At 61.8% G+C, this 22819-nt stretch carries 27 protein-coding genes; 10 read left to right on the top strand and 17 right to left on the bottom strand.

Annotated features, from left to right (window positions below):
* Nucleotide 1: 1 nt before the first annotated feature.
* A complete protein-coding gene (locus tag CKW35_RS15875) occupies nt 2–583 on the bottom strand; it encodes a hypothetical protein (RefSeq protein WP_095116364.1) in 582 nt (193 codons plus the stop codon).
* Nucleotides 552–1289 (bottom strand): SURF1 family protein, encoded by a 738-nt coding sequence (locus CKW35_RS15870; protein WP_095116362.1) that lies wholly within the window; start codon nt 1287–1289, stop codon nt 552–554. Before CKW35_RS15870 ends, CKW35_RS15875 begins: the two co-directional genes overlap by 32 nt.
* 51 nt (nt 1290–1340) lie before the next feature.
* Between CKW35_RS15870 and CKW35_RS15865 the strand changes: the two genes are divergently transcribed.
* Nucleotides 1341–1544: a twin transmembrane helix small protein gene (locus CKW35_RS15865; RefSeq protein WP_016484259.1), complete on the top strand. Its 204-nt coding sequence runs from the start codon at nt 1341–1343 to the stop codon at nt 1542–1544.
* A gap of 29 nt (nt 1545–1573) precedes the next feature.
* Here CKW35_RS15865 and CKW35_RS15860 read toward each other — a convergent pair whose 3' ends face one another.
* The 4 genes from CKW35_RS15860 to coxB are packed head-to-tail and all read right to left on the bottom strand — an operon-like array spanning nt 1574 to nt 5815.
* Complete coding sequence (locus CKW35_RS15860) at nt 1574–2461, bottom strand: cytochrome c oxidase subunit 3 (RefSeq protein WP_016484258.1); 888 nt, start codon at nt 2459–2461, stop codon at nt 1574–1576.
* Between the two features lie 16 nt (nt 2462–2477).
* On the bottom strand, nt 2478–3044 hold the full coding sequence (locus tag CKW35_RS15855; protein ID WP_016484257.1) for a cytochrome c oxidase assembly protein: 567 nt from the start codon (nt 3042–3044) through the stop codon (nt 2478–2480).
* Between the two features lie 10 nt (nt 3045–3054).
* A complete protein-coding gene (gene ctaD / locus CKW35_RS15850) occupies nt 3055–4644 on the bottom strand; it encodes a cytochrome c oxidase subunit I (RefSeq protein ID WP_016484256.1) in 1590 nt (529 codons plus the stop codon).
* Nucleotides 4645–4687: 43 nt separating this feature from the next.
* A complete protein-coding gene (gene coxB, locus CKW35_RS15845; RefSeq protein ID WP_016484255.1) occupies nt 4688–5815 on the bottom strand; it encodes a cytochrome c oxidase subunit II in 1128 nt (375 codons plus the stop codon).
* Between the two features lie 369 nt (nt 5816–6184).
* Between coxB and CKW35_RS15840 the strand changes: the two genes are divergently transcribed.
* On the top strand, nt 6185–6826 hold the full coding sequence (locus CKW35_RS15840; protein ID WP_016484254.1) for a hypothetical protein: 642 nt from the start codon (nt 6185–6187) through the stop codon (nt 6824–6826).
* A gap of 126 nt (nt 6827–6952) precedes the next feature.
* Here CKW35_RS15840 and CKW35_RS15835 read toward each other — a convergent pair whose 3' ends face one another.
* The 5 genes from CKW35_RS15835 to prlC all read right to left on the bottom strand — a co-directional run bounded on the left by CKW35_RS15835 (nt 6953) and on the right by prlC (nt 13323).
* The gene (locus tag CKW35_RS15835) at nt 6953–8485 is read right to left on the bottom strand and encodes a SulP family inorganic anion transporter (RefSeq protein ID WP_016484253.1); all 1533 of its coding nucleotides are present in this window, start codon (nt 8483–8485) and stop codon (nt 6953–6955) included.
* Between the two features lie 191 nt (nt 8486–8676).
* On the bottom strand, nt 8677–9396 hold the full coding sequence (locus CKW35_RS15830) for a carbonic anhydrase (RefSeq protein WP_016484252.1): 720 nt from the start codon (nt 9394–9396) through the stop codon (nt 8677–8679).
* 422 nt (nt 9397–9818) lie between these two features.
* On the bottom strand, nt 9819–10877 hold the full coding sequence (locus CKW35_RS15825; RefSeq protein ID WP_095116360.1) for a PA0069 family radical SAM protein: 1059 nt from the start codon (nt 10875–10877) through the stop codon (nt 9819–9821).
* Between the two features lie 80 nt (nt 10878–10957).
* Entirely contained in the window at nt 10958–11239 is a 282-nt protein-coding gene (locus CKW35_RS15820; RefSeq protein WP_016484250.1) for a YheV family putative zinc ribbon protein, read from the bottom strand.
* Nucleotides 11236–13323, bottom strand: coding sequence for an oligopeptidase A (gene prlC / locus CKW35_RS15815; RefSeq protein ID WP_060519840.1), 2088 nt, complete (start codon nt 13321–13323; stop codon nt 11236–11238). Before prlC ends, CKW35_RS15820 begins: the two co-directional genes overlap by 4 nt.
* Before the next feature lie 66 nt (nt 13324–13389).
* On the opposite strand from prlC, the gene CKW35_RS15810 reads away from it, so the two are divergent.
* Together CKW35_RS15810 and CKW35_RS15805 are read left to right on the top strand one after the other, a co-directional pair.
* Nucleotides 13390–13938 (top strand): gamma carbonic anhydrase family protein, encoded by a 549-nt coding sequence (locus CKW35_RS15810; RefSeq protein WP_016484248.1) that lies wholly within the window; start codon nt 13390–13392, stop codon nt 13936–13938.
* A 20-nt stretch (nt 13939–13958) separates the two neighbouring features.
* On the top strand, nt 13959–14609 hold the full coding sequence (locus tag CKW35_RS15805; protein WP_016484247.1) for an HAD family hydrolase: 651 nt from the start codon (nt 13959–13961) through the stop codon (nt 14607–14609).
* 34 nt (nt 14610–14643) lie between these two features.
* Here CKW35_RS15805 and CKW35_RS15800 read toward each other — a convergent pair whose 3' ends face one another.
* Complete coding sequence (locus CKW35_RS15800) at nt 14644–15717, bottom strand: aminopeptidase (RefSeq protein ID WP_016484246.1); 1074 nt, start codon at nt 15715–15717, stop codon at nt 14644–14646.
* An 84-nt stretch (nt 15718–15801) separates the two neighbouring features.
* Here CKW35_RS15800 and CKW35_RS15795 point away from each other — a divergent pair, with 84 nt between their 5' ends.
* Together CKW35_RS15795 and CKW35_RS15790 are read left to right on the top strand one after the other, a co-directional pair.
* Nucleotides 15802–16215: a hypothetical protein gene (locus CKW35_RS15795; RefSeq protein WP_016484245.1), complete on the top strand. Its 414-nt coding sequence runs from the start codon at nt 15802–15804 to the stop codon at nt 16213–16215.
* Between the two features lie 55 nt (nt 16216–16270).
* Nucleotides 16271–16684, top strand: coding sequence for a hypothetical protein (locus tag CKW35_RS15790; RefSeq protein ID WP_016484244.1), 414 nt, complete (start codon nt 16271–16273; stop codon nt 16682–16684).
* Nucleotides 16685–16718: 34 nt separating this feature from the next.
* On the opposite strand, the gene CKW35_RS15785 is transcribed toward CKW35_RS15790, so the two are convergent.
* Together CKW35_RS15785 and CKW35_RS15780 are read right to left on the bottom strand one after the other, a co-directional pair.
* The gene (locus CKW35_RS15785) at nt 16719–16952 is read right to left on the bottom strand and encodes a DUF1161 domain-containing protein (protein ID WP_016484243.1); all 234 of its coding nucleotides are present in this window, start codon (nt 16950–16952) and stop codon (nt 16719–16721) included.
* Nucleotides 16953–17025: 73 nt separating this feature from the next.
* A complete protein-coding gene (locus tag CKW35_RS15780) occupies nt 17026–17451 on the bottom strand; it encodes an OsmC family protein (protein ID WP_016484242.1) in 426 nt (141 codons plus the stop codon).
* 154 nt (nt 17452–17605) lie between these two features.
* Here CKW35_RS15780 and CKW35_RS15775 point away from each other — a divergent pair, with 154 nt between their 5' ends.
* The gene (locus CKW35_RS15775; protein ID WP_095116358.1) at nt 17606–18610 is read left to right on the top strand and encodes an LLM class flavin-dependent oxidoreductase; all 1005 of its coding nucleotides are present in this window, start codon (nt 17606–17608) and stop codon (nt 18608–18610) included.
* Nucleotides 18611–18708: 98 nt separating this feature from the next.
* On the opposite strand, the gene CKW35_RS15770 is transcribed toward CKW35_RS15775, so the two are convergent.
* Both CKW35_RS15770 and CKW35_RS15765 read right to left on the bottom strand, forming a co-directional pair.
* A complete protein-coding gene (locus CKW35_RS15770; RefSeq protein WP_016484240.1) occupies nt 18709–18930 on the bottom strand; it encodes a DUF1161 domain-containing protein in 222 nt (73 codons plus the stop codon).
* A 100-nt stretch (nt 18931–19030) separates the two neighbouring features.
* Nucleotides 19031–19246, bottom strand: coding sequence for a dodecin (locus CKW35_RS15765; RefSeq protein ID WP_012269893.1), 216 nt, complete (start codon nt 19244–19246; stop codon nt 19031–19033).
* A gap of 148 nt (nt 19247–19394) precedes the next feature.
* On the opposite strand from CKW35_RS15765, the gene CKW35_RS15760 reads away from it, so the two are divergent.
* The gene (locus tag CKW35_RS15760; protein ID WP_016484239.1) at nt 19395–19718 is read left to right on the top strand and encodes a YqjD family protein; all 324 of its coding nucleotides are present in this window, start codon (nt 19395–19397) and stop codon (nt 19716–19718) included.
* Here CKW35_RS15760 and CKW35_RS15755 read toward each other — a convergent pair.
* The gene (locus CKW35_RS15755) at nt 19715–20611 is read right to left on the bottom strand and encodes a LysR family transcriptional regulator (RefSeq protein WP_060519829.1); all 897 of its coding nucleotides are present in this window, start codon (nt 20609–20611) and stop codon (nt 19715–19717) included. The two genes, CKW35_RS15760 and CKW35_RS15755, sit on opposite strands and share 4 nt — an antisense overlap.
* Nucleotides 20612–20721: 110 nt before the next feature.
* Here CKW35_RS15755 and trpB point away from each other — a divergent pair, with 110 nt between their 5' ends.
* Together trpB and trpA are read left to right on the top strand one after the other, a co-directional pair.
* Nucleotides 20722–21939, top strand: a complete 1218-nt coding sequence (gene trpB, locus CKW35_RS15750; protein WP_016484237.1) for a tryptophan synthase subunit beta — start codon at nt 20722–20724, stop codon at nt 21937–21939.
* Nucleotides 21936–22745 (top strand): tryptophan synthase subunit alpha, encoded by an 810-nt coding sequence (gene trpA, locus CKW35_RS15745; protein WP_016484236.1) that lies wholly within the window; start codon nt 21936–21938, stop codon nt 22743–22745. The genes trpB and trpA overlap by 4 nt, the downstream gene beginning before the upstream one ends.
* Nucleotides 22746–22819 lie beyond the last annotated feature (74 nt).

Below are 22819 nucleotides of genomic sequence, written 5' to 3'. Positions count from 1 at the left end.
CCTAGCCGATGTTGGACAGCTTGAGCAGGTGGCGCAGGTCATCCAGCACATGCTTGCCGTTGGCCTTGCCGTCGTAACGCAGCACCAGGTTGCCGTGGGGGTCGACGATCCACAGTTGCGGGCCAGGCTCGCCCACCTTCTGCAAATAGCGCGGGGCATCCAGCGGGTAGCGTTGCAGCTGCGGGTACTCGCGGCCCAGCAGCGCCTGGTAGTCGGCGCTCAGCGGCTGGGCTGTGGCCAGTGCATGGCTGGCACGGCTGGCGTCGCGGCCCAGGCCCACCTGGATCTGCCGGGCGAGGTACACCAGGCGCTGGCAGTCCTCGGCACAGGCTTCGGGGGCGCTGACCAGCAATTGCCAGCGCTCGTCCTCGCCTGACACGCCGATATCAGTACGGCTCTCACCGTTGCCGATCATATCGCCGTGGTAGCTGCGGCCCTCCGGCACCCAGAACTTCAGCTTGTACATGCTGGTGGCCAAAATCATCGGCCCGAGCACTACCAGCAGGATCAGCAAAAGCTGCAAACGCCCGCGGGCTCTGGTTTTGCTACGTTCAGGCACGTCCAGTGGAGTGGCGGTGGCCATGGCGTTTCTCCTTGTTGTGGTGCCAGCCGAAATAGAGGTAAAGCAGAACCAGTGCACCCGCCAGGGCAAACCACTGCACGGCGTAGCCCAGGTGTTTTTCCGGGCCCATGGCGACAACCGGCCAGTCCAGGCGATAGGCCGCCGGGCCGGGCTCCAGGCGCAACTCATGGGCATAGCCTTCGCGGGCTAGCTGCGGCCATAGCTGCGCGGCAGCAACGGCGGTGAGCAGATGCGGCCATTGGCCGCCTTCAGGGTCGGGATGCAGCTGGAACGTGCTGCCGGGCGACACATACACCGAAGCGTCCAGTGCCAAGGCCTGTGGAGGGGTATTGAAATGCACCGGCACGCGGCGGTCTGGCCATGGCAGCCAGCCGCGGTTGATCAGCAGCCACTGGCCACTGGCCTGGTCATGGAAGGGTTGCAGCAGTTCGACACCGGCCTGGCCATCGCGCATGCGGTTGTCCAGCAGCACGCTGTGCTCGGCATCGAAGCGGCCGTACAGGTGCACGCGGCGGAAGGCGTTGTCGTCGTTTGATGCGAGCTGGGCCGTGGCGATCGGCGCTTCGACCCGCCGTTCGGCATAAGTGGCCAGCAGCACGCGCTTTTCCTCGGCCCGGCCGAGTTGCCAGCAGCCAAGCGCGATCAGCCCTGGCAGCAGTGCAAGCACCACCAGGGTCGGAATCCAGCCTGGGCGAAACCGCCTCACGGGCGCCTCGCTATACTTATCCACATCACCGCATCCCCCCGGAGTAGCGCCATGCTCAAGGCCGCGATTGTCCTGATGCTGTTGGCCACGATTGCCAGCCTGTTCAGTGGCCTGGTGTTTCTGGTCAAGGACGATGAAAACTCGACGCGTCTGCTGAAGGCTCTGACCGTGCGGGTGACCCTGGCGGCCCTGACAATTGCCCTGGTCGCCTGGGGTTTGCTCAGCGGTCAGCTGGTTTCACACGCCCCCTTCTGAAACTGCACTCGTTTTGCCGGCGATTGGCCCTACAGCACATACACAAAAATGAACAACCCCACCCACACCACGTCGACGAAGTGCCAATACCAGCTGGCTGCCTCGAAGCCGAAGTGTTTCTCGGGGTTGAAATGCCCGCGCAAGATGCGCACGAACATCACAATCAGGATGATCGTGCCCAAGGTCACGTGGGCACCGTGGAACCCGGTGAGCATGAAGAACGTCGCGCCATAGATCCCCGACCCCAGCGTCAGCCCCAGCTTGGTATAGGCTTCGTGATACTCGAAGGCTTGCAATGCAATGAAGCTGAGCCCCAGCAGGATGGTCAGGGCCATCCAGAATTTCAGCGGACCACGGTGGTCACGGCGCAGGGCGTGGTGGGCGATGGTGATGGTCACACTGGAACTGACCAGCAAGATCGTGTTGATCAGTGGCAGGTGCCACGGGTCGATTACTTCTTTGGGCGGCGGGAACAGTTTCGGATCCGGCGTGTGCAGCAGCGGCCAGGTGAACTCGAAAGTCGGCCACAGCATGTGTGCAACCCCTTTGGCGCCTTCACCTCCCAGCCACGGCCCGGCAAGCACGCGCACGTAGAACAGCGCACCGAAGAAGGCCAGGAAGAACATGACTTCAGAGAAGATGAACCAGCTCATCCCCCAGCGGAACGAGCGGTCCAGCTGCGGGCTGTACAACCCGGCGCGGCTCTCCTTGACCACCGCCCCAAACCAGCCGAACAGCATGTAGGCCAGGAACAAAGCGCCCACGAAGAAAATCAGCGGGCCATGCGATTCCGGGTGGCCGGCCTTCATGTCGTTGAACCAGGTGCCCAGGCCAAACACCGTGATGAACATGCCGATGGTGGCGATGATGGGCCACTTGCTCTGCGCCGGAACGTAGTAGTGCTGATGACTTGCCATTGCTGTTCTCCTTCCCTTAACGGGCGCCCTGGACGTCCTGGGCCGCAACATGCGCGACCGGCGGGTGGCGAGCGGTGATGTCGAACAAGGTGTAGGCCAGTGTCAGGTGCTTCACGCTGGCCGGCAGGTCGCGGTCGACGATGAAGCGCACCGGCATCTCTATGCGTTCGCCGGGCTGCAGCACCTGCTGGGTAAAACAGAAGCACTCGGTCTTGTGGAAGTACGCCGCGGCCTCGGCCGGGGTGATGCTGGGTATGGCTTGCGCACTCATCGGCCGGTCGGTCGGGTTGTGCGCAACGAATATCATCTGGTTCACCGCACCCGGGTTGACCTCCAGCTGGTCGGCAGTGGAATAGAAATCCCAGACCATGTCGCTGGCATTGGTCGACATGAACTGCACGCGCACCGAACGCGACGGGTCGCTAACCTGGCTGCCCTCGTATTGCCCACCGGTCTTGCCGTTGATGCCAAAGGCCTTGCACATCACGTCGTAGATCGGCACCAGGGCGAAGCCGAAGGCGAACATCACCACCGTCAGCATCAACAGGCGCGTTACCAGGCGTTTCAGCGACAGGCCGTTCATGACAGGTTTCCTATTTCACTTCCGGTGGGGTCTGGAAGGTGTGGTAAGGCGCAGGGGAGGGGATCGACCACTCCAGGCCCTCGGCGCCATCCCAGGGTTTGGCCGGTGCCGGCGCGCCACCGCGAATGCACTTGATGACAATGAACAGGAAGAAGATTTGCGTGGCGCCGAACATGAAGGCACCGATCGACGACACCATATTGAAGTCGGCGAACTGCAGGTTGTAGTCGGGGATGCGACGCGGCATGCCGGCCAGCCCTACGAAGTGCATCGGGAAGAAGGCCATGTTCATGCCGATGAACGACAGCCAGAAGTGCAACTTGCCGAGGGTTTCGTCGTACATGTGGCCGGTCCATTTCGGTAGCCAGTAGTAAGCCGAGGCAAAGATGCCAAAAATCGCCCCGGGTACCAGCACGTAGTGGAAGTGCGCCACCACGAAGTAGGTGTCGTGGTACTGGAAGTCCGCCGGGGCGATCGCCAGCATCAGCCCGGAGAAACCGCCGATGGTGAACAGGATGACGAAGGCGATGGCGAACAGCATCGGCGTCTCGAAGGTGAGCGAGCCTTCCCACATGGTGCTGACCCAGTTGAACACCTTCACCCCTGTGGGCACGGCAATCAGCATGGTGGCGTACATGAAGAACAGCTCGCCCACTACCGGGATGCCGACCACGAACATGTGGTGGGCCCAGACGATGAACGACAGAAAGGCAATTGCGCCGGTGGCGTACACCATCGAGGTGTAGCCGAACAGCGGCTTGCGCGAGAACGCCGGGATGATCGAGCTGACCGCGCCGAACGCCGGCAGGATCATGATGTACACCTCGGGGTGGCCGAAGAACCAGAACACGTGCTGGAACAGCACCGGGTCACCGCCACCGGCCGCGCTGAAGAAACTGGTGCCGAAGTGAATGTCCATCAGCATCATGGTCACCACGCCGGCCAGCACCGGCATCACCGCAATCAACAGAAAGGCCGTGATCAGCCAGGTCCAGACAAACAGCGGCATCTTCATCAGGGTCATGCCTGGCGCACGCAGATTGAGGATGGTGGCAATCACGTTGATCGCGCCCATGATCGAGCTGATGCCCATCAGGTGGATGGCAAAAATGAAGAAGGTGACGCTGGCGGGTGCATAGGTGGTGGACAGCGGGGCGTAGAAGGTCCAGCCGAAGTTCGGCCCGCCACCCGGGCTGAACAGGGTCGAAACCAGCAGCAGGAACGCCGCCGGCAGCAGCCAGAAGCTGAAGTTGTTCATCCGCGGCAAGGCCATGTCGGGCGCCCCGATCATCAACGGGATCATCCAGTTGGCCAGGCCGACGAAAGCCGGCATCACTGCACCGAACACCATGATCAGGCCATGCATGGTGGTCATCTGGTTGAAGAACGCCGGCTCCACGATCTGCAAGCCTGGCTGGAACAGTTCGGCCCGGATGACCATGGCGAACGAGCCACCCAGCAGGAACATGATGAAGCTGAACCACAGGTACATCGTGCCGATGTCTTTATGGTTGGTGGTCAGCACCCAGCGCATCAGGCCCTTGGCCGGGCCGTGCGCATGGTCATGGCCGTGGGCTTGGTCGTCGATCACTGCACTCATGTCCTGTCTCCTGCAACCCATTGGTTGCCGCGAGTAACCCGGTTCACTTGGCTTCTGCCTGCTTCAGCGCCAGCACGTCCTTCGGCGTGACCATGTCGCCTTTGTTGTTACCCCAGGCATTGCGCTCGTAGGTGACCACAGCAGCGATGTCGACTTCCGACAGTTGCTTGCCAAAGGCGGCCATGGCCGTGCCGGGCTTGCCGTGGAAGACAATGCTCAGGTGGCCTTCCTTCGGCCCGGTGGCAATCTTCGAGCCCTTGAGCGCCGGGAACATCGGCGGCAGGCCCTGGCCTTCGGCCTGGTGACAGGCCACGCAGGTGGTGTGGTAGACCTTGTCGCCACGCGCCACCAGCTCTTCCAGGGTCCATTCCTTGCTGGTCAGCTCCTTGAGCTTGGCGGCTTCAGCCTTGCGCTCGCCCAGCCAGGTGTCGTAGTCGGCCTTGGACTTGACCTCGACCACCACCGGCATGAAGCCGTGGTCCTTGCCGCACAACTCGGTGCACTGGCCACGGTAGATGCCGGGCTTCTCGATACGGGTCCAGGCTTCGTTGACGAAGCCGGGGATGGCGTCACGCTTGACCGCAAAAGCCGGCACCCACCAGGAGTGGATGACATCCGCGGCGGTCACCAGGAAGCGCACCTTGGCACCCACCGGCAGCACCAGCGGCTGGTCGACTTCAAGCAGGTAATGCTCGTCCTTGGGGGCCTTGTTGTGAATCTGATCGGCAGGGGTGGCGAGGTTGCTGAAGAACTCCACGTCCTGACCCAGGTATTTGTAGTGCCACTTCCACTGGTAGCCGGTGACCTGGATGTCGATGTCCGACTCGCTGGCGTCGTAGATGTCGATCAGGGTCTTGGTGGCCGGAATGGCCATCACCACCAGAATCAGGAAGGGCACCACGGTCCAGAGGATTTCCACCCAAGTGTGCTCGTGGAAATGCGCAGCCTGCTGGCCAGTGGAGCGGCGGTGGACGACCATCGACCAGAACATCGCGCCAAACACCACGATGCCAATGATCACGCAGATCCAGAAGATGGTCATGTGCAAGTCGAAGACGGCGTTGGAAACTTCCGTCGCCCCCGGGTGCATGTTCACGGTCCAGGCGGCATTGGCCTGACCAAAAACCGACCACAACAGGAGGCCCATCCAGACATGTGGATGTCGCATCATTGCGGGTTCCCCTTCTAATTCTTGTTGTCCCGGAGGCGTGGCCTGCGGCAAGAGGGAACGGCGGTCAAGACTGCCTGGCTTCGACGACCGAGCCCCTGCTAAAAGCAGTCGGGCCTCATCAACGAATCACGTTCAACGGGAGTATAGACAGCGACCAATGGCACGCAATGAAGCGTGTGAAATGAACTTCACGAAATGGCTGAATGGCCTGAAAGCCGCGTGCTTGATGGGGAATGGCGTAATAATGGCACGGCTATATGCCTGATAGCGCACACGTTTGCGCGACTTATAACAAATACGTCTTAGGTATTCTGTATACCGAGCTAATTTAGTGTCTTCCGTTTGAAACGTAATGTCCCTGGAGTTGTCATGAACATCGCTGCTGTACGCGAGCAGGTAAGCCAAGCCCATCAACATGAAGGCCAGACCGGCCAATTGAAAGAGCGTCTCGAGCTGCAACTGCCCCACCTGCATCCCTCGATCCAACTGCCTGAGCAGGACGCCCAGGGTACTTTGGCGCGCTTCGTCAGCGCCTACATCGATCAGGTTCCGGAACTGCTGGAGGCCGCCCACGCGGTCGCCCGCGAAGCCGGGATCGAATCGCAGATCAAACCCGTACTGAAAATTGCCGAAGCCTACTTCCTGCAGCCGCCCAGCGTGATGCAAGGGCATGTCGGCCTGGACTGCTTGCTGGATGAGGCCTACCTGGCGCACCGCCTGGTGGAAGAGGTGAATGACTTGTACATCCGCCACTTCCAGCAGCCATTGATCCCGGTCGACACCACTGTCGCCAACCTGATTGCCCACCAGTTGATTGGCGAAAGCTTTGCCAACCAGCTGGATGAAGTGGTGCACCACTCGGTTGACGAAATGCTCAATGACGAAAGCTTTGCGGTGGAGTCGGTGGAGGCGTACCGCGAGAAGCTGAGCAGCCCGGCAACCGGCGAGGCGTGGAAGCGCTGGCCTTGCCTGTCGCGCCAGCTGGGTGTGGAGCTGGGTCAACCAGCCTGATATTCCGGTACCGGCCTCTTCGCGGGCTCGCCCGCTGCCACAGGTACTGCACAGCATTGAGTGTCTGCGCGGTCCCTGTGGCAGCGGGTTCACCCGCGAAGAGGCCAGTTCAGGCGATAGAAGTTTTCAGGCCCCAACCCCCGCCGTAGTGCGCAACCGCCCCTCGATCCGCCGCTTCAGGCGCCGCTGCTCTATCAGCAACCGTGACCCATTGGCCGAATTGCTGCGGCTCCAGTCCTCCAGCAACTCAAGGCACGAGTGATCGATATAGCTCAGGTTGCCCAACGGCACATGCAGCGTAGTGCCCGCCGGTACCGTATCCAGCACCTGGGTCAGCGCCGGCACCTTGAGGAACGTCGCCGCGCCACTGAGGCGCAGTTCCATGTGCCCGGCCTTCTCCAGGCTCACCAGGTTGATCTTCAGCCGCGCCGCCTTGAACGCCAGCTTCAGCAGGGTCAGGGCAAAGCCCAGCAGCACGCCGGTCAGCAGGTCGGTGAAGATGATCGCCAGGGCTGTCGCCGCATAGGTGAACATCGGCATGCGGCCATAACGGCCCAGGCCACGAAACGCCTTGAAATCAACCAACTTCACCCCGGTAAACACCAGCACACCCGCCAGGCTCGCCACCGGAATCTGCTGCAGCACGCTGCTCAACACCACCACGAAGGCCAACAGCCACAGCCCGTGGAAGATTGCCGATGCCCGTGTCTGCGCGCCCGCCTGCACATTGGCCGAACTGCGCACGATCACGCCCGTCATCGGCAGCGCTCCGAGCACGCCACAGAGCATGTTGCCGATACCTTGGGCCGACAGCTCACGGTCGAAGTCCGAACGCTGGCCGCTGTGCATCCGGTCCACCGCCGCAGCCGACAGCAAGGTTTCGGCGCTGGCGATGAAGGCCAAGGCAAAGGCGGCAACCAGCAGGGTAGGGTCGGCCAGTTGCATCAGGTCACCCGGGCGGATCCAGTCGATGGCCTCGGACAGGTCTGCCGGCACCTGCACACGGTTTACCGGCAAGGCCAGCCACATACTGATGACGGTCATGGCTGCAACACCCAACAGGGCCCCAGGGACGAAGCGCAGCCGCTGGGGCCGCAGGCGCTCCCAGCCCCACATGATAGCGATGGTACCCAGGCCAAGCGCACCCGCCATCCAGCCGGAGCCTGAGCGTTCCTGTGGCAGGGCTGCGGCCACGGTGGACGGGAATTCCAGCAGGTTCTGCAGCCCCGAAGGCTGCGGCGCTGTATCGAACATCACATGTATCTGCGACAACACGATCAGCACGCCGATGCCCGCCAACATGCCATATACCACCGCTGGCGCAGTGACGCGAAACCAGCAACCCAGACGCAGGCGCCCAGCCAGCAACTGCAGCAGCCCCGCCAGCAACAAGATCGGCCCGAGCATGGCCACGCCATGCTGGCGCACCAGCTCGAACACCAGTACCGCCAAGCCGGCGGCCGGGCCACTGACCTGCAATGGCGAACCGGCGAGGAAACCCACCACAACGCCGCCGATAATGCCGGTAATCAGGCCCTTGGCCGGCGGCATGCCCGATGCAATCGCGATACCCATGCACAATGGCAGGGCCACCAGAAAGACCACCACCGACGCCAGCAACTCACGCGGCAGGGCCGCTTTCAACTGTGTAATGTTCACCGTGTTTCTCCTTTCTTTGTCACACGGTCATTCCTCTGACCGTGGGCACGTTTGCCCCTGACTAGCGCGCAAGCGCGGGCCGCCAGCGGGCTTGCCGGCAGGGCAGTCAGGGAATTCAAGGCAGCCGAAGGCCGCGCCACACCCCAGCAGGGTGCAGCCGGCTATCAAGGTTCTAGCGGTGGATGGGTCGCTTAGTAGCGGCCTCTCGGAGTAGCGCAGGGGACCGGCTCGCCAGCAGCCAGGGGCAGGAAGCTGTCGCTGATGGCGTCGTAGGCTTCGATCTTGCTGGTTTCGATGTCGTAAACCCAGCCATGAATGAACAGCTCACCGGCTGCAAGGCGCGAGGCAACCGAAGGGTGGGTGCGCAGGTGATGCAACTGGGCGATCACGTTTTCCTTGGTCAGCACCTGCATGGTTTCGTGTTCGGTACCGCACGAGCAGTTGTTCTCGACCACGGTACGCGCCACTTCGGCATGGCGCAGCCAGGCAGAAACAGTCGGCATCTTGGTCAGCGATTGCGGGTTGAGTACCGCACGCATGGCGCCACAGTCGGAGTGGCCACAGACGATGATGTGGTGCACTTTCAGCGCAAGCACGGCGTATTCGATGGCGCTGGAAACGCCGCCGTTCATCTGGCCGTAGGGCGGTACCACGTTACCCACGTTACGGGTTACGAACAGGTCGCCGGGCGAGCTCTGGGTGATCAACTCGGGGACGATGCGCGAGTCGGCGCAGGTGATGAACATGGCACGCGGCGTTTGCGCAGTAGCGAGCTTCTTGAACAGCTCTTGCTGCTCGGGGAAGACGTCATGGTGAAAGCGCAGGAAGCCGTCGACGATGTGCTTCAGGGCGGCATCGGCGCCCTCGGCGGGTACATCCGGAACGACCTTGGATGGGTCCTTGACGGGCATGATTCATCCTCTTGACGGTGTGGTGGTAAATCCATTTTACCGGGGAAAGATTATGGCTATGCAGGGTTTTAGATGACACGCACGGGCCATAGATCACAGTCGGTGTGGACTGACTGCCTACGCTAGCGGGGAAAACTTAACTGAAACTTAATTCGGAGGCTCTAGAACGGGTGTTCCAGATGTAAAAGGCGGGAGCTGGATAATAGCAAAAAAACATCAACTGCCAATATGTATTAGCGCAATTATTAACTCGGATTAGTTGTATTGAGGGCTGGCAATAGGCCCCATTTGGGAACCTGAGACCTCCAAGGTACCTGTGGGAGCGGGCATGCCCGCGAAAAGGGCAACTCGGTATATGGCACCGGCTGCGCCAGTGTTCGCGGGCACGCCCGCTCCCACAAAAACCGTGATCTGTTCAAAGATCAAAATAGGGCCATCTGCCCACCGGGCGGGCAGAAGGCAGAGCAATCCAGCGTCTGTGCCTCGCGCCCTTCAAAATCCAGCCGCTTCATGGCTTTGGCAAAGCGCTGAGCCAACAACTCGGCAAATACCCCTTCCCCGCGCATGCGCGCACCAAACCGGCTGTCATACAGCTCGCCGCCCCGGCTCTGGCGGATCAGGCTCAACACATGGGCCGCCCGTTGCGGATAATGGTCCTGCAGCCACTGCTCGAACAGCGGCGCCACTTCCAGTGGCAGGCGCAGCATCATGTAGGCCGCGCTCTGTGCGCCAGCTTCCTTGGCAGCCTCCAGCAAGCGCTCCAGCTCACTGTCGTTGATCATCGGAATCATCGGCGAACACAGCACCCCCACTGGCACACCCGCCTCGCGTAGCACGCGGATGGCCCTCAACCGGGCATTGGGTGACGCCGCCCGCGGTTCCAACACCCGCTTGAGGTCGTCGTCCAGCGTCGTCAGGCTGATCATCACTCGCGCCAGTCGTTGCCGGGCCATTTCGGCCAGCAGGTCGAGGTCACGCAACACCAGCGAGCCCTTGGTCACGATGGTCACCGGGTGACGAAAACGCAGCAACACTTCGAGCAGGCGCCGTGTCAGCAACTGGTCCCGCTCGATCGGCTGGTACGGGTCGGTATTGGAGCCCAGGTTGATCGGCGCGCACACGTAGCCCGGTTTGCTCAACTGCTGCGCGAGTATCTCGGCGGCATTGGTCTTGGCGATCAGCTTGGTTTCGAAGTCCAGGCCGGGGGAGAGGTCCCAATAGGCATGGGAAGGCCGGGCATAGCAGTAGATGCAGCCATGCTCGCAGCCGCGGTAAGGGTTGATGGAGCGGTCAAAGGGCAGGTCGGGCGATGTATTGCGGGTGATGACCGATTTCGCTGTCTCGCTGCGCACTTCGGTGCCTTGGGTCTGCGGCACTTCCTGATACCAGCCGTCGTCCTCGACCACCGAATGGTTGGGGGCAAAGCGGTTATGCGGATTGTGCGCCGTGCCACGGCCCTTTAATGGTGCTGGAGGATTCATGGCTAACCCCTATACTGTATTTACATACAGTATCGCGACTACCATGAATCCACCAGCGCCTCTGATCCGACAGCCAGTGCTTACTCTGTCGGTTTCTTCAGCTTCGGATTAGGGAAGAACTGCACCGTCTGTACTTTGGCCGGCGCCGCCTTGGGTGCCAGGTGGTTAACCCGGGTACCGAGCTCCTTGGGCACCGACAAGCCCTGCTCGTTGAGGGTGTCGGTGAACCCGCAGGCGACGCACTCGCGGTGCGGTACGTCGTCTTCGCTCCACATCATCAGCTTGTCAGGCTCGCTGCATGCGGGGCATACCGCCCCGGCAATGAAGCGCTTCTTGGTCTTGTTCACAGCTACCTCGCTCACGCCGCAGCGCCTTCGGTAAGGCCGCTGTGCCGCAGCAGCGCATCAATGGAAGGCTCACGGCCACGGAAGTCGACAAACAGCACCATCGGCTCGCGCGAACCGCCACGGGCCAGGATAGCCTCGCGGAAGGCGCGGCCGGTCTCGGCATTCAGCACACCTTCTTCCTCGAAGCGCGAGAAGGCGTCAGCCGACAGCACTTCAGCCCACTTGTAGCTGTAGTAGCCCGCCGCATAACCGCCAGCAAAGATGTGCGCGAAGCTATTGGGGAAGCGGTTGTACGCCGGTGGGCGCATGACCGACACCTCGTCGCGCACGCCTTCGAGCACCTGCAGCACGCTGCGGCCGTCGCCATGGCTGGCGTGTAGCTCGAAGTCGAACAGCGAGAATTCAAGCTGGCGCACCATCATCATGCCCGACTGGAAGTTCTTCGCCGCCAGCATTTTGTCCAGCAGGTCCTGAGGCAAGGCCGCGCCGGTTTCGTAATGGCCGGAGATCAGTGCCAGGCCTTCTGGCTCCCAGCACCAGTTTTCCATGAACTGGCTCGGCAGCTCGACCGCGTCCCAGGCCACGCCGTTGATACCCGAAACACCGGCATGCTCGATGCGGGTCAGCAGGTGGTGCAGGCCGTGGCCGAATTCGTGGAACAGGGTGGTGACTTCATCATGGGTCAGCAGTGCCGGCTTGCCGGGTGCGGCCGGAGTGAAGTTGCACACCAGGTTGGCCACCGGGCTCTGCAGTTCGCCACCGGCAGTACGACGACGGTCGCGGGCGCCATCCATCCAGGCCCCGCCGCGCTTGTTGGCGCGGGCGTAAAGGTCGAAGAAGAAGCGGCCGACATGCTGGCCGTTTTCCTTGATCTCGAACAGGCGTACGTCCGGGTGCCAGCTGTCGAAGCCCTTGAGTTCGGCGATTTCGATGCCGTACAGGCGCTGCACAATGCTGAACAGGCCACCCAGCACCTTATCGATCGGGAAATAGGCACGCAGGGCTTCCTGCGACACGCTGTAGCGCTGCTCGCGCAGCTTCTCGCCAAAGTAGCCGGCGTCCCAGCTGGCCAGTTCAGGGCAGCCTTGCTCAGCGGCGTAGGCCTTGAGCTGCTCCAGGTCCTGGGCTGCAAAAGGCTTGGAACGCTTGGCCAGGTCACGCAGGAAGCTCAGCACCTGGTCGCTGGACTCAGCCATTTTGGTGGCCAGGCTCAGCTCGGCGTAGTTCTTGTAGCCCAGCAGTTCGGCCAGCTCCTGGCGCAGGTCAAGGATTTGCTGCATGACCGGGCCGTTGTCGAACTGGCCGGCATTCGGGCCCTGGTCCGAGGCGCGGGTGCAGTAGGCGGCGTACACCTCTTCGCGCAGGGCGCGGTCGCTGGCGTAGGTCATCACGGCGTAGTAGCTGGGGAATTCCAGGGTAATCAGCCAGCCTTCAAGGCCCTTGGCCTGGGCCGCAGCGGCCATCTGCGCCTTGGCCGAGTCGGTCAGGCCGGCCAGCGCGGCTTCGTCGGTAACGTGCTTGGTCCAGGCCTGGGTAGCGTCGAGCAGCTGGTTGGAGAAGCGGCTGCCCAGCTCGCTGAGCTTGCTTTGCACTTCGGCATAGCGCTGCTGCTTGTCCGCCGGCAGGTCGATACCCGACAGGCGGAAGTCACGCAGCGCATGCTCGAGGATAGTTTTTTGCGCCACGTCGAAACCGGCGGCTTCAGGGCTGTTGATCAACGCCTGGTAGGCGTCGAACAGCGCACGGTTCTGGCCCAGTTCGGTAGAGTAGGCGCTCAGCGCTGGCAGGCACGACTCGTAAGCCTCGCGCAGCTCTGCGCTGTTGCACACTGCGTTGAGGTGGCTGACCGGGCTCCAGGCAGCGCCCAGGCGGTCGTTCAGTTCGTCTATCGCCAGCACCAGGCCAGCCCAGGTAGGGGCCTTGCCCTGCTTTTCGAGGATCTCGGCAATGGCTTTACGGTTGTCGGCCAGGATCGCTTCGATCGCCGGCAACACGTGTTCGGCACGGATTTGCGAGAAGGGCGGCAGATCGTGGGATTGCAAAAGCGGGTTGTTCGCAGTCACGGTTTGGATACCTTGGCAGAAGAAACACTGCCCCATCTTAATTACAATCGACGCCGACCGCAGCAGGCAGCCTGCCTATCGGCACAGATGAGAGACGCTATCATGGCCATCCGAAGCTTCCAGCAACACACTCCGAAAGTGGGACTCCGTGCCTTCGTCGACCGTTCGGCGGTGGTGCTGGGCGACGTGGAGATTGGTGAAGACAGCTCGATCTGGCCCATGACCGTGGTGCGCGGCGACATGCACCGCATCCGCATCGGTGCGCGCACCAGCGTGCAGGACGCCAGCGTGCTGCACATCACCCACGCCGGCCCGTTCAACCCGGACGGCTTCCCGCTGATCATCGGTGACGAGGTGACCATTGGCCATAAGGTGATGCTGCATGGCTGCACCCTGGGCAATCGCATCCTGGTCGGCATGGGCAGCACCATCATGGATGGCGCCATCATTGAAGACGAAGTGATCATCGGTGCAGGCAGCCTGGTACCGCCGGGCAAACGCCTGGTCAGTGGTTACCTGTACATGGGCAGCCCGGTGAAACAGGCCAGGTTGCTCAACGACAAAGAGCGCGCGTTCTTCTCCTACAGCGCCGGCAACTACGTGAAGCTCAAGGACCAGCACCTGGCCGAAGGCTACGACCAACCGGAATAAACCCGACTAACGAGACGAACATGCAACAGCAAAACATCCTCTTCGACCTCGACGGCACCCTGACCGACCCACGCCTGGGCATCACCCGCTCGATCCAGTATGCCCTGGCCAAGCTGGGCATCGACGAGCCGGACCTGACCCGCCTCGAGCACTTCATCGGCCCACCCCTGCTGCAGGCCTTCATGCAGTTCTACAGCTTCGACGAAGCAAAGGCTTGGGACGCGGTCAACTTCTACCGGGAGCGTTTCCGCGTCACCGGCCTTTACGAGAACCTGGTGTTCCAAGGTGTGCCTGAGTTGCTTGAAGCCCTTAACGGGCAGGGCCGCACGCTGTATATCGCCACTTCCAAACCGTGGGAATTCGCCCGCGAAATCGCCCGGCATTTCGCTTTCGACCAACACTTCAAGGTGATCTACGGCAGTGAACTGGACGGCACGCGTACCAACAAGGTCGAGCTGATTCGCCATCTGCTGGATGAAGAAGGACTGGACCCGGCGCAGACCCTGATGATCGGCGACCGCAAACATGACCTGATTGGCGCGCGCAGCAATGGCTTACAGGCGGTGGCGGTGGGGTATGGGTTTGGTAGCCGGGAAGAACTGATGGCAGAAGAGCCGGCCTACCACTTTGCGACCTTGGCCGAGATGCATCAGGCATTCATCAAGGCTTGAGTGCCCTAGGGGGCCGCGTTGCGGCCCCAAAATCTCACAGGCTAACCACCAGACGCTGCAGCGCCGCTTTCCTTTCTTCAATCGGCAACCGCCCCAACTGCTCGACCCGCTGGTAAAACCGAAGCCAGTCCCCACCCACCTCACGAAACACCGCCGCAAACGCCGGCACCCACTGGTCATAAAGCCCGAACGGCAACAACTTGGCATTACTCATCGGCCCATACATCCAGGCGTCATAGCGCTTGTCGCCGCCCCACTGGCCATCACGCACCTGCCGGTACTCACGCCTCAAACGCTCAAACTCGGCCTGCTTGGCCAGCCGCTTGTGTGCATCGTCCAGCGGCCCGGCATAAATCGCCTGCAACCGCTCGCGGCTGGCCAGCACCAGGCGGATGAACTGGTCACGCTGGCGCCCCTGGTTTTCGCCAATGGCAGCCAGCCCTCGCGCCGCACGCCATTGGCGTGTGCCTTCCTGCTCTACGAACGAGGCAAACGATTCGTTGAACTCGGTATCGTCCTGCACATAAAAGCGCTGGTGGGCCAGCTCATGAAAAATTAACGTCGCCAGGCGTTCATCACCCCAACCCACCATCGATGACAAGATCGGATCGTCGAACCAGCCCAGGGTCGAATAAGCCTCCACGCCACCGACATACACATCCAGGCCGTCTTGGCGCATCAACGCCGCCGCCCCGCGTGCTGCACCTTGCTGGTAGTAACCGCGATAAGCCACGCACCCGGCAATCGGGAAACAGTGCGTCACCGGCTGCAGCGACAGTTCGGGCGTGGCGAACACATTCCACACCACATAAGGCCGGGCTATGTCGGCATACACCCGATAGCTACGGTTATCCGGCAGTTTCAACTGCTCGCTGGCGAAAACCCGCGCCTGTTCAGCGTGCGCAAGACGCGAGCGTAATTGCGGTGACGTGGCCGGGTCGGCCACCACCTGCGCAACAGGCTGACGCGCACGCAGCAACTGAAACTGCCCCTCGGCCAGCTGCCCATAGTAGGCGACGCTGCTGCAACCGTTCAGCAGGATCGCCCCCAGCAGGGGAACCAAACGGGTGAAAACGCGGTCGAGTGCCCCAGGGCCTGAGCGCTGCATAAAAAAAAGTCGAAGCATCCGGGCTGTATGACTCGCTCAAGGCCAATTCGCTCCAAGACTATCTCGCCAAGGGGGAGTTTCGCCATGCGTGCATTGCTGGTCGCCGGTTCACTGTTGCTGATATCCGCCTGTTCCACGTTGCCAGCCCCGGACCCGAACCAGGCCTGGATCGACCTCACCCCCTACGACAACACTTCGCTGGACGCCGTGCAGGTCGATGAACGTGACTGGGCCGACAGCCGCTATTTCGAAGTACAGCCCGGCAGCCACGAGCTGACCGTGCGCTATCAGTTCCCGGTCACTCCCAGCAATATCGGCCCGGTCGACGAGCCGTTGTGGCGCGATTGCCAGGTCAAACTCACCTTCAAGGACTTCGGCGCCGGCCAGCGCTATCAGCTGCACGCTGGCAGTATCGGCTTCCGTCCCTGGATCAAGCTCTACGACGACCAGCAAAAAATGGTCGGCCAAGGCTTGCCGGCAGGCTGCCAACGCACCTGAACCGTACAAACGGCGCTATGCTTGTAACGTGTAAATCGCAAGTGGGAGTTTTGCCATGCGCCAGCCCATGATGCTGATCGCCCTCAGTGCACTGGGGGCTTGCGCCAGCCCCTTGCCACCCGTCGACCCCAAACAGGCCTGGGTCGATCTGTACACCATGACCCCTGGCCGGGTGATCATGGCCGACCGCCTCGATGGCAAGCGCCTGGAGGACGGCCGTTACTTCCAGGTAACGCCGGGCAAGCACGAACTGGTGGTGCGCTTTGATTACGAAATCTATTCAGGCGGCATCATGTCTGAACCCAGGGACCGAACCTGCTACCTGACCGTACGCTTTGACGACTTCAAGGCCGGCGAGCGTTACCGCCTGGAAGCGCGGGCGCCGGTGATGGAACCGCAGGTGCTGCTGTATGACGCGAGCCGCAAGGTACTGGTGAACGAGCCTAGCAACGTGTTCTGCATTCCGTGAGTCGGGGCTGCTTTGCAGCCCCACAATCCCGAATCTACTGATCATTCTTCTGGTAAATGATCTTCTTCGTGCCGCCATCGCAAGTGCCGACGACCATGTTCTGGTCCTTGACCTCACTGTTGGGCACGATCTCCAGGGTGTAGGACGGCACACCCTGAGCCTGGATCTTGGCCTCGATCTCGGCCTTGAGCTCCTCGCACGGCTTGACTGCCGCCAACGTGGATGTGGCGACCAGGGAAGCCAACACGGCGATTGCTACGCGAATCATGGAACGGCTCCTGAAAAGGCAGCGTGCTGCCGACGCTGTTTAGACTACAGCAAACCGCTGCCGTTGCGCCGCTTCAGCCCACGAGCGCCGCATCCAGGCTGATTTTGGCGTTCAGCACCTTGGACACCGGGCACCCTTCCTTGGCCTTTTTGGCAATGTCCAGGAACTGCGCCTCGCTGGCCCCAGGCACCTTGGCCCTGAGCACCAGATGCACGGCCGTAATGGCAAAACCGTCAGGCTGCTTGTCGAGTGTCACCTCGGCAGCGGTGTCGATCCGGTCCGCTGTCAGCCCTGCTTCCCCAAGCATCATCGACAACGCCATCGAGAAACAGCCGGCATGCGCCGCGCCAATCAGCTCCTCCGGGTTGGTTCCAGGTGTACCCTCGAAACGGGTGTTGAAGCCATACGGGTTCTGCTTGAGCGCCCCGCTTTCGGTAGAGAGCAGGCCCTTGCCATCTTTCAAGCCACCTTGCCAGATCGCCGATGCTGTCTTTTTCATACTGCCTCCTGGTCATTCGGTTATGTGGTTATGGATTCAGAGGCCAGCGGCTTACGGCAAGTTCAGACCAATCGCACAGCAAACATTGAATCCCCCGAATATGCCCATACAGAGTTACAAAGGCCTCTGGCCAACCACCTTTACGGAGGCTCCCATGACGCAGCTGCGTGACCTGAAAATATCCACCCTCGACCTGGTGCCCGTGCGCGCCGATGCAGGCCCGGCGCAATCGCTGCGCAACTCGCTGGACCTGGCGCAACACGTCGAGCGTTTTGGCTACAACCGCTTCTGGGTGGCCGAGCACCACAACATGGACGGCATCGCCAGTTCAGCGACTTCGGTGCTGATCGGCTACCTGGCCGGGGGTACTTCGACCATTCGCGTGGGCTCTGGCGGGGTGATGCTGCCCAACCACGCACCGCTGGTGATCGCCGAGCAATTCGGCACCCTGGCCAGCTTGTACCCGGGGCGTATCGACCTGGGCCTGGGCCGTGCGCCGGGTTCAGACCAGATGACGGCTTATGCTTTGCGCCGCGACCGTGCTGGCGGCCCGGACGACTTCCCGGACGATGTCGAGGAGCTGTCGCGCTACCTCGGCCCACGTACCGACGATCAAAAAGTGATCGCCGTGCCGGGGCACGACACTGACGTGCCAATGTGGCTGCTGGGTTCCAGCCTGTTCAGCGCCCAGCTGGCAGGCATGCGCGGCATGCCCTATGCCTTCGCTTCGCACTTTGCGCCGCGCTACATGCACGAGGCCATTCGCGTGTACCGCAATCATTTCAAGCCCTCGACCACACTGGACAAGCCGTATGTGATGCTGGGCATCCCCATGGTGGTGGCAGAAACCGACGAAAGGGCCGAATACCTGGCCACCTCGGTGTACCAGCGCATCCTGGCGCTGATTCGCGGCCAGAGCCTGATGCAGAAGCCGCCTGTAGAAAGCATGGATGGGCTGTGGTTGCCCCATGAGCGGGATACGGTAGGCAGTTTCCTCGGCCTGGCGATGATCGGCAGCCCGCAGAAGGTAAGGGCCAAGGCGGAGGTGCTGCTGGAGCAGACCGGTGCGGACGAGCTGATCTTTACCTGTGACCTGTATGAGCATGCGGACCGGATCCGGTCCTATGAGCTGTTGGCGCAGGCCCTCAAGACCGCCTGACCTTCTTCGCGGGCTCGCCCGCTCCCACAGGACTGCACGGGTGCCTGACCCTGTGTATTACCTGGGGGAGCGGGCGAGCCCGCGAAAAAGCAAACGCATCAACCGCGACGGTACACAATCTCTTTGGTACCCGCCTCGCAGCTGCCAATCACCTTGCCGGCCGGCTCGCCCTTGTTGACGATCTCCAGCTTGTAGCCAGTAACCCCTTTGGCATCGAGCTTGGCGGCAATCTCCGCCTTCAGTTCCTCGCACGGCTTGCCCGCCGCCAGCGCACCACCGGCCAGTGTCATCAGGCCAAGCGCCAGAATCAGTTTATTCATCGATCGCTTTCCTTGTGCAGATGAAATCAGAAAAGGCGCCGCCAAGGCGCCTCTCTTCTAAATACCCCATCAAGCCGGGATCATCCAGTCCCGCAATGTTTCAGCTATTGGCGATACGGAAGCCCACCTTCAACGTGACCTGGAAGTGCGCCGCCTTGTTGTCGCGGATATGCCCACGGGTATCCACCACTTCGAACCATTCCAGGTGCTTGATGCTCTTGCCGGCTTCAGCCAGGGCATTGTTGATTGCGTCTTCGATACTGGTTGGCGAGGAGCCCACCAGCTCGATCTTCTTGTACGTGTGATGGTCAGTCATGTTCACGCTCCTTGGTAACGGTGAAATTCAGCCTAGCAGCGTAGGCCCGGTTTACCTGCGAGCCGTCCGCCAAGGTGAAAGTTCGATCGCACTTTCGCGCAAGCCAAGGGTCGCAACCTTACAGCCCATACTGCAAAGGAGAGTCAACATGCACCGCAACTCGCTGCGTAAATCATCCCTGGAAAGCATGGAAGCAGAGATCGAGAGCCTTCTGAAAAGCCTGGAAAACCTCAAGCATGACGCATCGGAAGAGTCCCAGAAGTCGGTGAAGGCAATCCGCAGCAATGCCGAAAGCGCGCTGAAACATTCGCGTAGCTTGCTCAGCGATGCCTATGAGGAGGTAAAGACCCGCACTCGCCAGACCGGGATCGCCACCCGTGAGTACGCACAGGAGCACCCGGTTACCACAGCGGGCGTGGCGATTGGCGCCCTGGGTCTGCTGGCGGCCTACCTGCTGACCCGTCGCAACTAAGCCGCCTGCCGTTCCAATTCGCGGCGCAGCCACTGCGCCAACTGCTCGGCGCGCCCATCTGCGGCGCGCCGGGGCACCCACAAGGCCAGCGCTGCGCGGGTAGGGGAAAAGCCCCATGGCGCGCTGAGGCGCCCGGCCCGCAAGTCATCAGCCACCAGTGGTTGTGGCGCGATGGCCACCCCAAGGCCAGCAACCGCAGCCTCCAGCAAATAGTACAAATGCTCGAATGCCTGGCCATACTGCAACCCGGCCGGGTCCAATCCCTGTTGCCCTGCCCATGTCGGCCATGCTTGTGGCCGCGAGGTGGTATGCAACAGGGCCTCGTCCAGCAGGGCTTTGGCGGGCGCATCTCGCAAGCGATCGAAGCCGGCAAAATGCGGGCTAAGTACCGGCCCGATACGCTCCTCAGCCAGCACATGCACCTGCATGTCCGCCGGCCACGGGGGTTCAGCGTACACCAGCAATGCATCGAGCCCTGGACGACGTGGGTCGAGATCACCTTCACCGGCGGACAAGTGCAGGCGCAGCTCAGGCAAATCCGCCTTCAGGCGACCAAGCCTTGGGATAAACCAACGCGCCAGCAGGCTCCCCGAGCAGCCCAGCACAAATGGCGCCTCGCTGACATCGCGGCTGAGTTCAGTACACACGCTGCGCAACCGGTCGAAGGCCTCACCGCTGGCATCGCGCAGACGCACACCGGCATCTGTGAGTTTGATGCCACGCCCGTCCTTGACGAAAAGCGCCACCCCCAGGTGCTCCTCCAGCACCTTGATCTGCCGACTGACAGCGCCATGGGTAACATGCAGCGCTTCAGCCGCCTGGCTGACGCTGTTAAGCCTGGCGGTAGCCTCGAAGGCGCGCAGAGCATTCAGGGGAGGGAGATCGTGGGCCATTTTACCTGTGAGTTTTTCTGACAAGTTTGCGCAATCTTATCGGTTTTCAGCCGGACGTGCCGTGGTTACAGTAAAGCCCATCACTCATTCATTACGCCCTGGAGCGCCCCATGACCCAGTCCCAATACCGCCCCGGCCCCGACGCCAATGGCCTGTTCGGCTCGTTCGGCGGCCGCTACGTGGCCGAAACCCTGATGCCACTGGTGCTGGACCTGGCCCGCGAATATGAAGCGGCCAAGGCAGACCCCAAGTTTCTCGAAGAGCTGGCCTACTTCCAGCGTGACTACATCGGCCGCCCCAACCCGCTGTACTTCGCCGAGCGCCTGACCGAGCACTGTGGCGGTGCAAAGATCTTCTTCAAGCGTGAAGAGCTCAACCACACCGGCGCGCACAAGGTGAACAACTGCATCGGCCAGGTGCTGCTGGCCAAGCGCATGGGCAAAAAGCGCCTGATCGCCGAAACCGGCGCCGGCATGCACGGCGTGGCCACCGCCACCGTCGCTGCCCGCTTCGGCCTGCCGTGCGTGATCTACATGGGCGCTACCGACATCGAGCGCCAGCAGGCCAACGTGTTCCGCATGAAACTGCTGGGCGCCGAAATCGTCCCGGTCACGGCCGGTACCGGCACCCTGAAAGACGCCATGAACGAAGCCCTGCGCGACTGGGTCACCAACGTCGAAGACACCTTCTACCTGATCGGCACTGTCGCTGGCCCACACCCGTACCCGGCCATGGTCCGCGACTTCCAGTCGATCATCGGCAAAGAAACCCGCGCCCAGCTGCAAGAGAAGGAAGGCCGCCTGCCAGACAGCCTGGTTGCCTGCGTGGGTGGTGGTTCCAACGCCATGGGCCTGTTCCATGAGTTCCTCGAAGAACCAAGCGTACAGATCATCGGCGTCGAAGCCGGTGGCCACGGCGTGCACACCGACAAGCACGCCGCCAGCCTGAACGGCGGCGTGCCGGGGGTACTGCACGGCAACCGCACCTACCTGCTGCAAGACTCGGACGGCCAGATCACTGACGCCCACTCGATTTCTGCAGGCCTGGACTATCCGGGCATCGGCCCTGAACACGCCTACCTGCACGAAGTGAAACGTGTCGAATACGTCAGCATCACCGATGACGAAGCGCTGGATGCGTTCCACGCCAGCTGCCGCCTGGAAGGCATCATTCCAGCTCTGGAAAGCTCCCACGCCTTGGCCGAAGCCATCAAGCGCGCGCCGAAGCTGCCCAAGGACCACCTGATGGTGGTGTGCCTGTCGGGCCGCGGCGACAAAGACATGCAAACCGTCATGAGCCACATGGCCGCCCAGGAGAAACAGGCATGAGCCGTCTTGAACAACGCTTCGCCGAACTTAAGGCCGAAGGCCGTTCGGCACTGGTCACCTTCGTCACCGCGGGTGACCCGGGCTACGACGCCTCACTGCAGATCCTCAAGGGCCTGCCAGCAGCCGGCGCCGATGTGATCGAACTGGGCATGCCGTTCACCGACCCGATGGCCGACGGCGTGGCCATCCAGCTGGCCACCTTGCGCGCGCTGGAAGCTGGCCAGACCTTGGCGAAAACCCTGCAGATGGTGCGCGAGTTCCGTGTGGATAACCACACCACGCCAATCGTGCTGATGGGCTACTACAACCCGATCCACCGCTTTGGTGTGGACACGTTCGTGGCAGAAGCCAAGGAAGCGGGCGTCGATGGCCTGATCATCGTCGACCTGCCGCCAGAGCACGACGCCGAACTGGCCACCCCGGCCCAGGCTGCAGGCATCGACTTCATTCGCCTGACCACCCCGACCACCGACGATGCGCGCCTGCCGCGCGTGCTGGAGCGCAGCTCCGGGTTCGTCTATTACGTGTCGGTGGCCGGTGTGACCGGTGCCGGCTCAGCGACCACCGAGCACGTGACCGAGGCCATAGCCCGCCTGCGCCGGCATACCGATCTGCCAATCAGCGTTGGTTTCGGCATTCGTACCCCGGAGCAAGCTGCGAACATCGCCCGTCTGGCGGATGGTGTAGTGGTGGGCTCGGCGCTGGTCGACAAGATTGCCCAGGCCAAAAGTGCCGATCAGGCGGTGACTGATGTATTGAGCCTGTGCTCGGCACTGGCTGAAGGCGTGCGCTCAGCTCGCAATTGATCGCGAGGGCTCCGCCCTCGTTCGCGGCACAAGGCCGCTCCTACAGGGTATTGCGATCACCTTTTAGGAGCGGC

Origin of the sequence: Pseudomonas sp. Irchel 3F3 (assembly GCF_900187545.1) — a bacterium.
Lineage (GTDB): Bacteria > Pseudomonadota > Gammaproteobacteria > Pseudomonadales > Pseudomonadaceae > Aquipseudomonas > Aquipseudomonas fortuita.
This window is presented reverse-complemented; position numbering and strand designations above follow the sequence as displayed.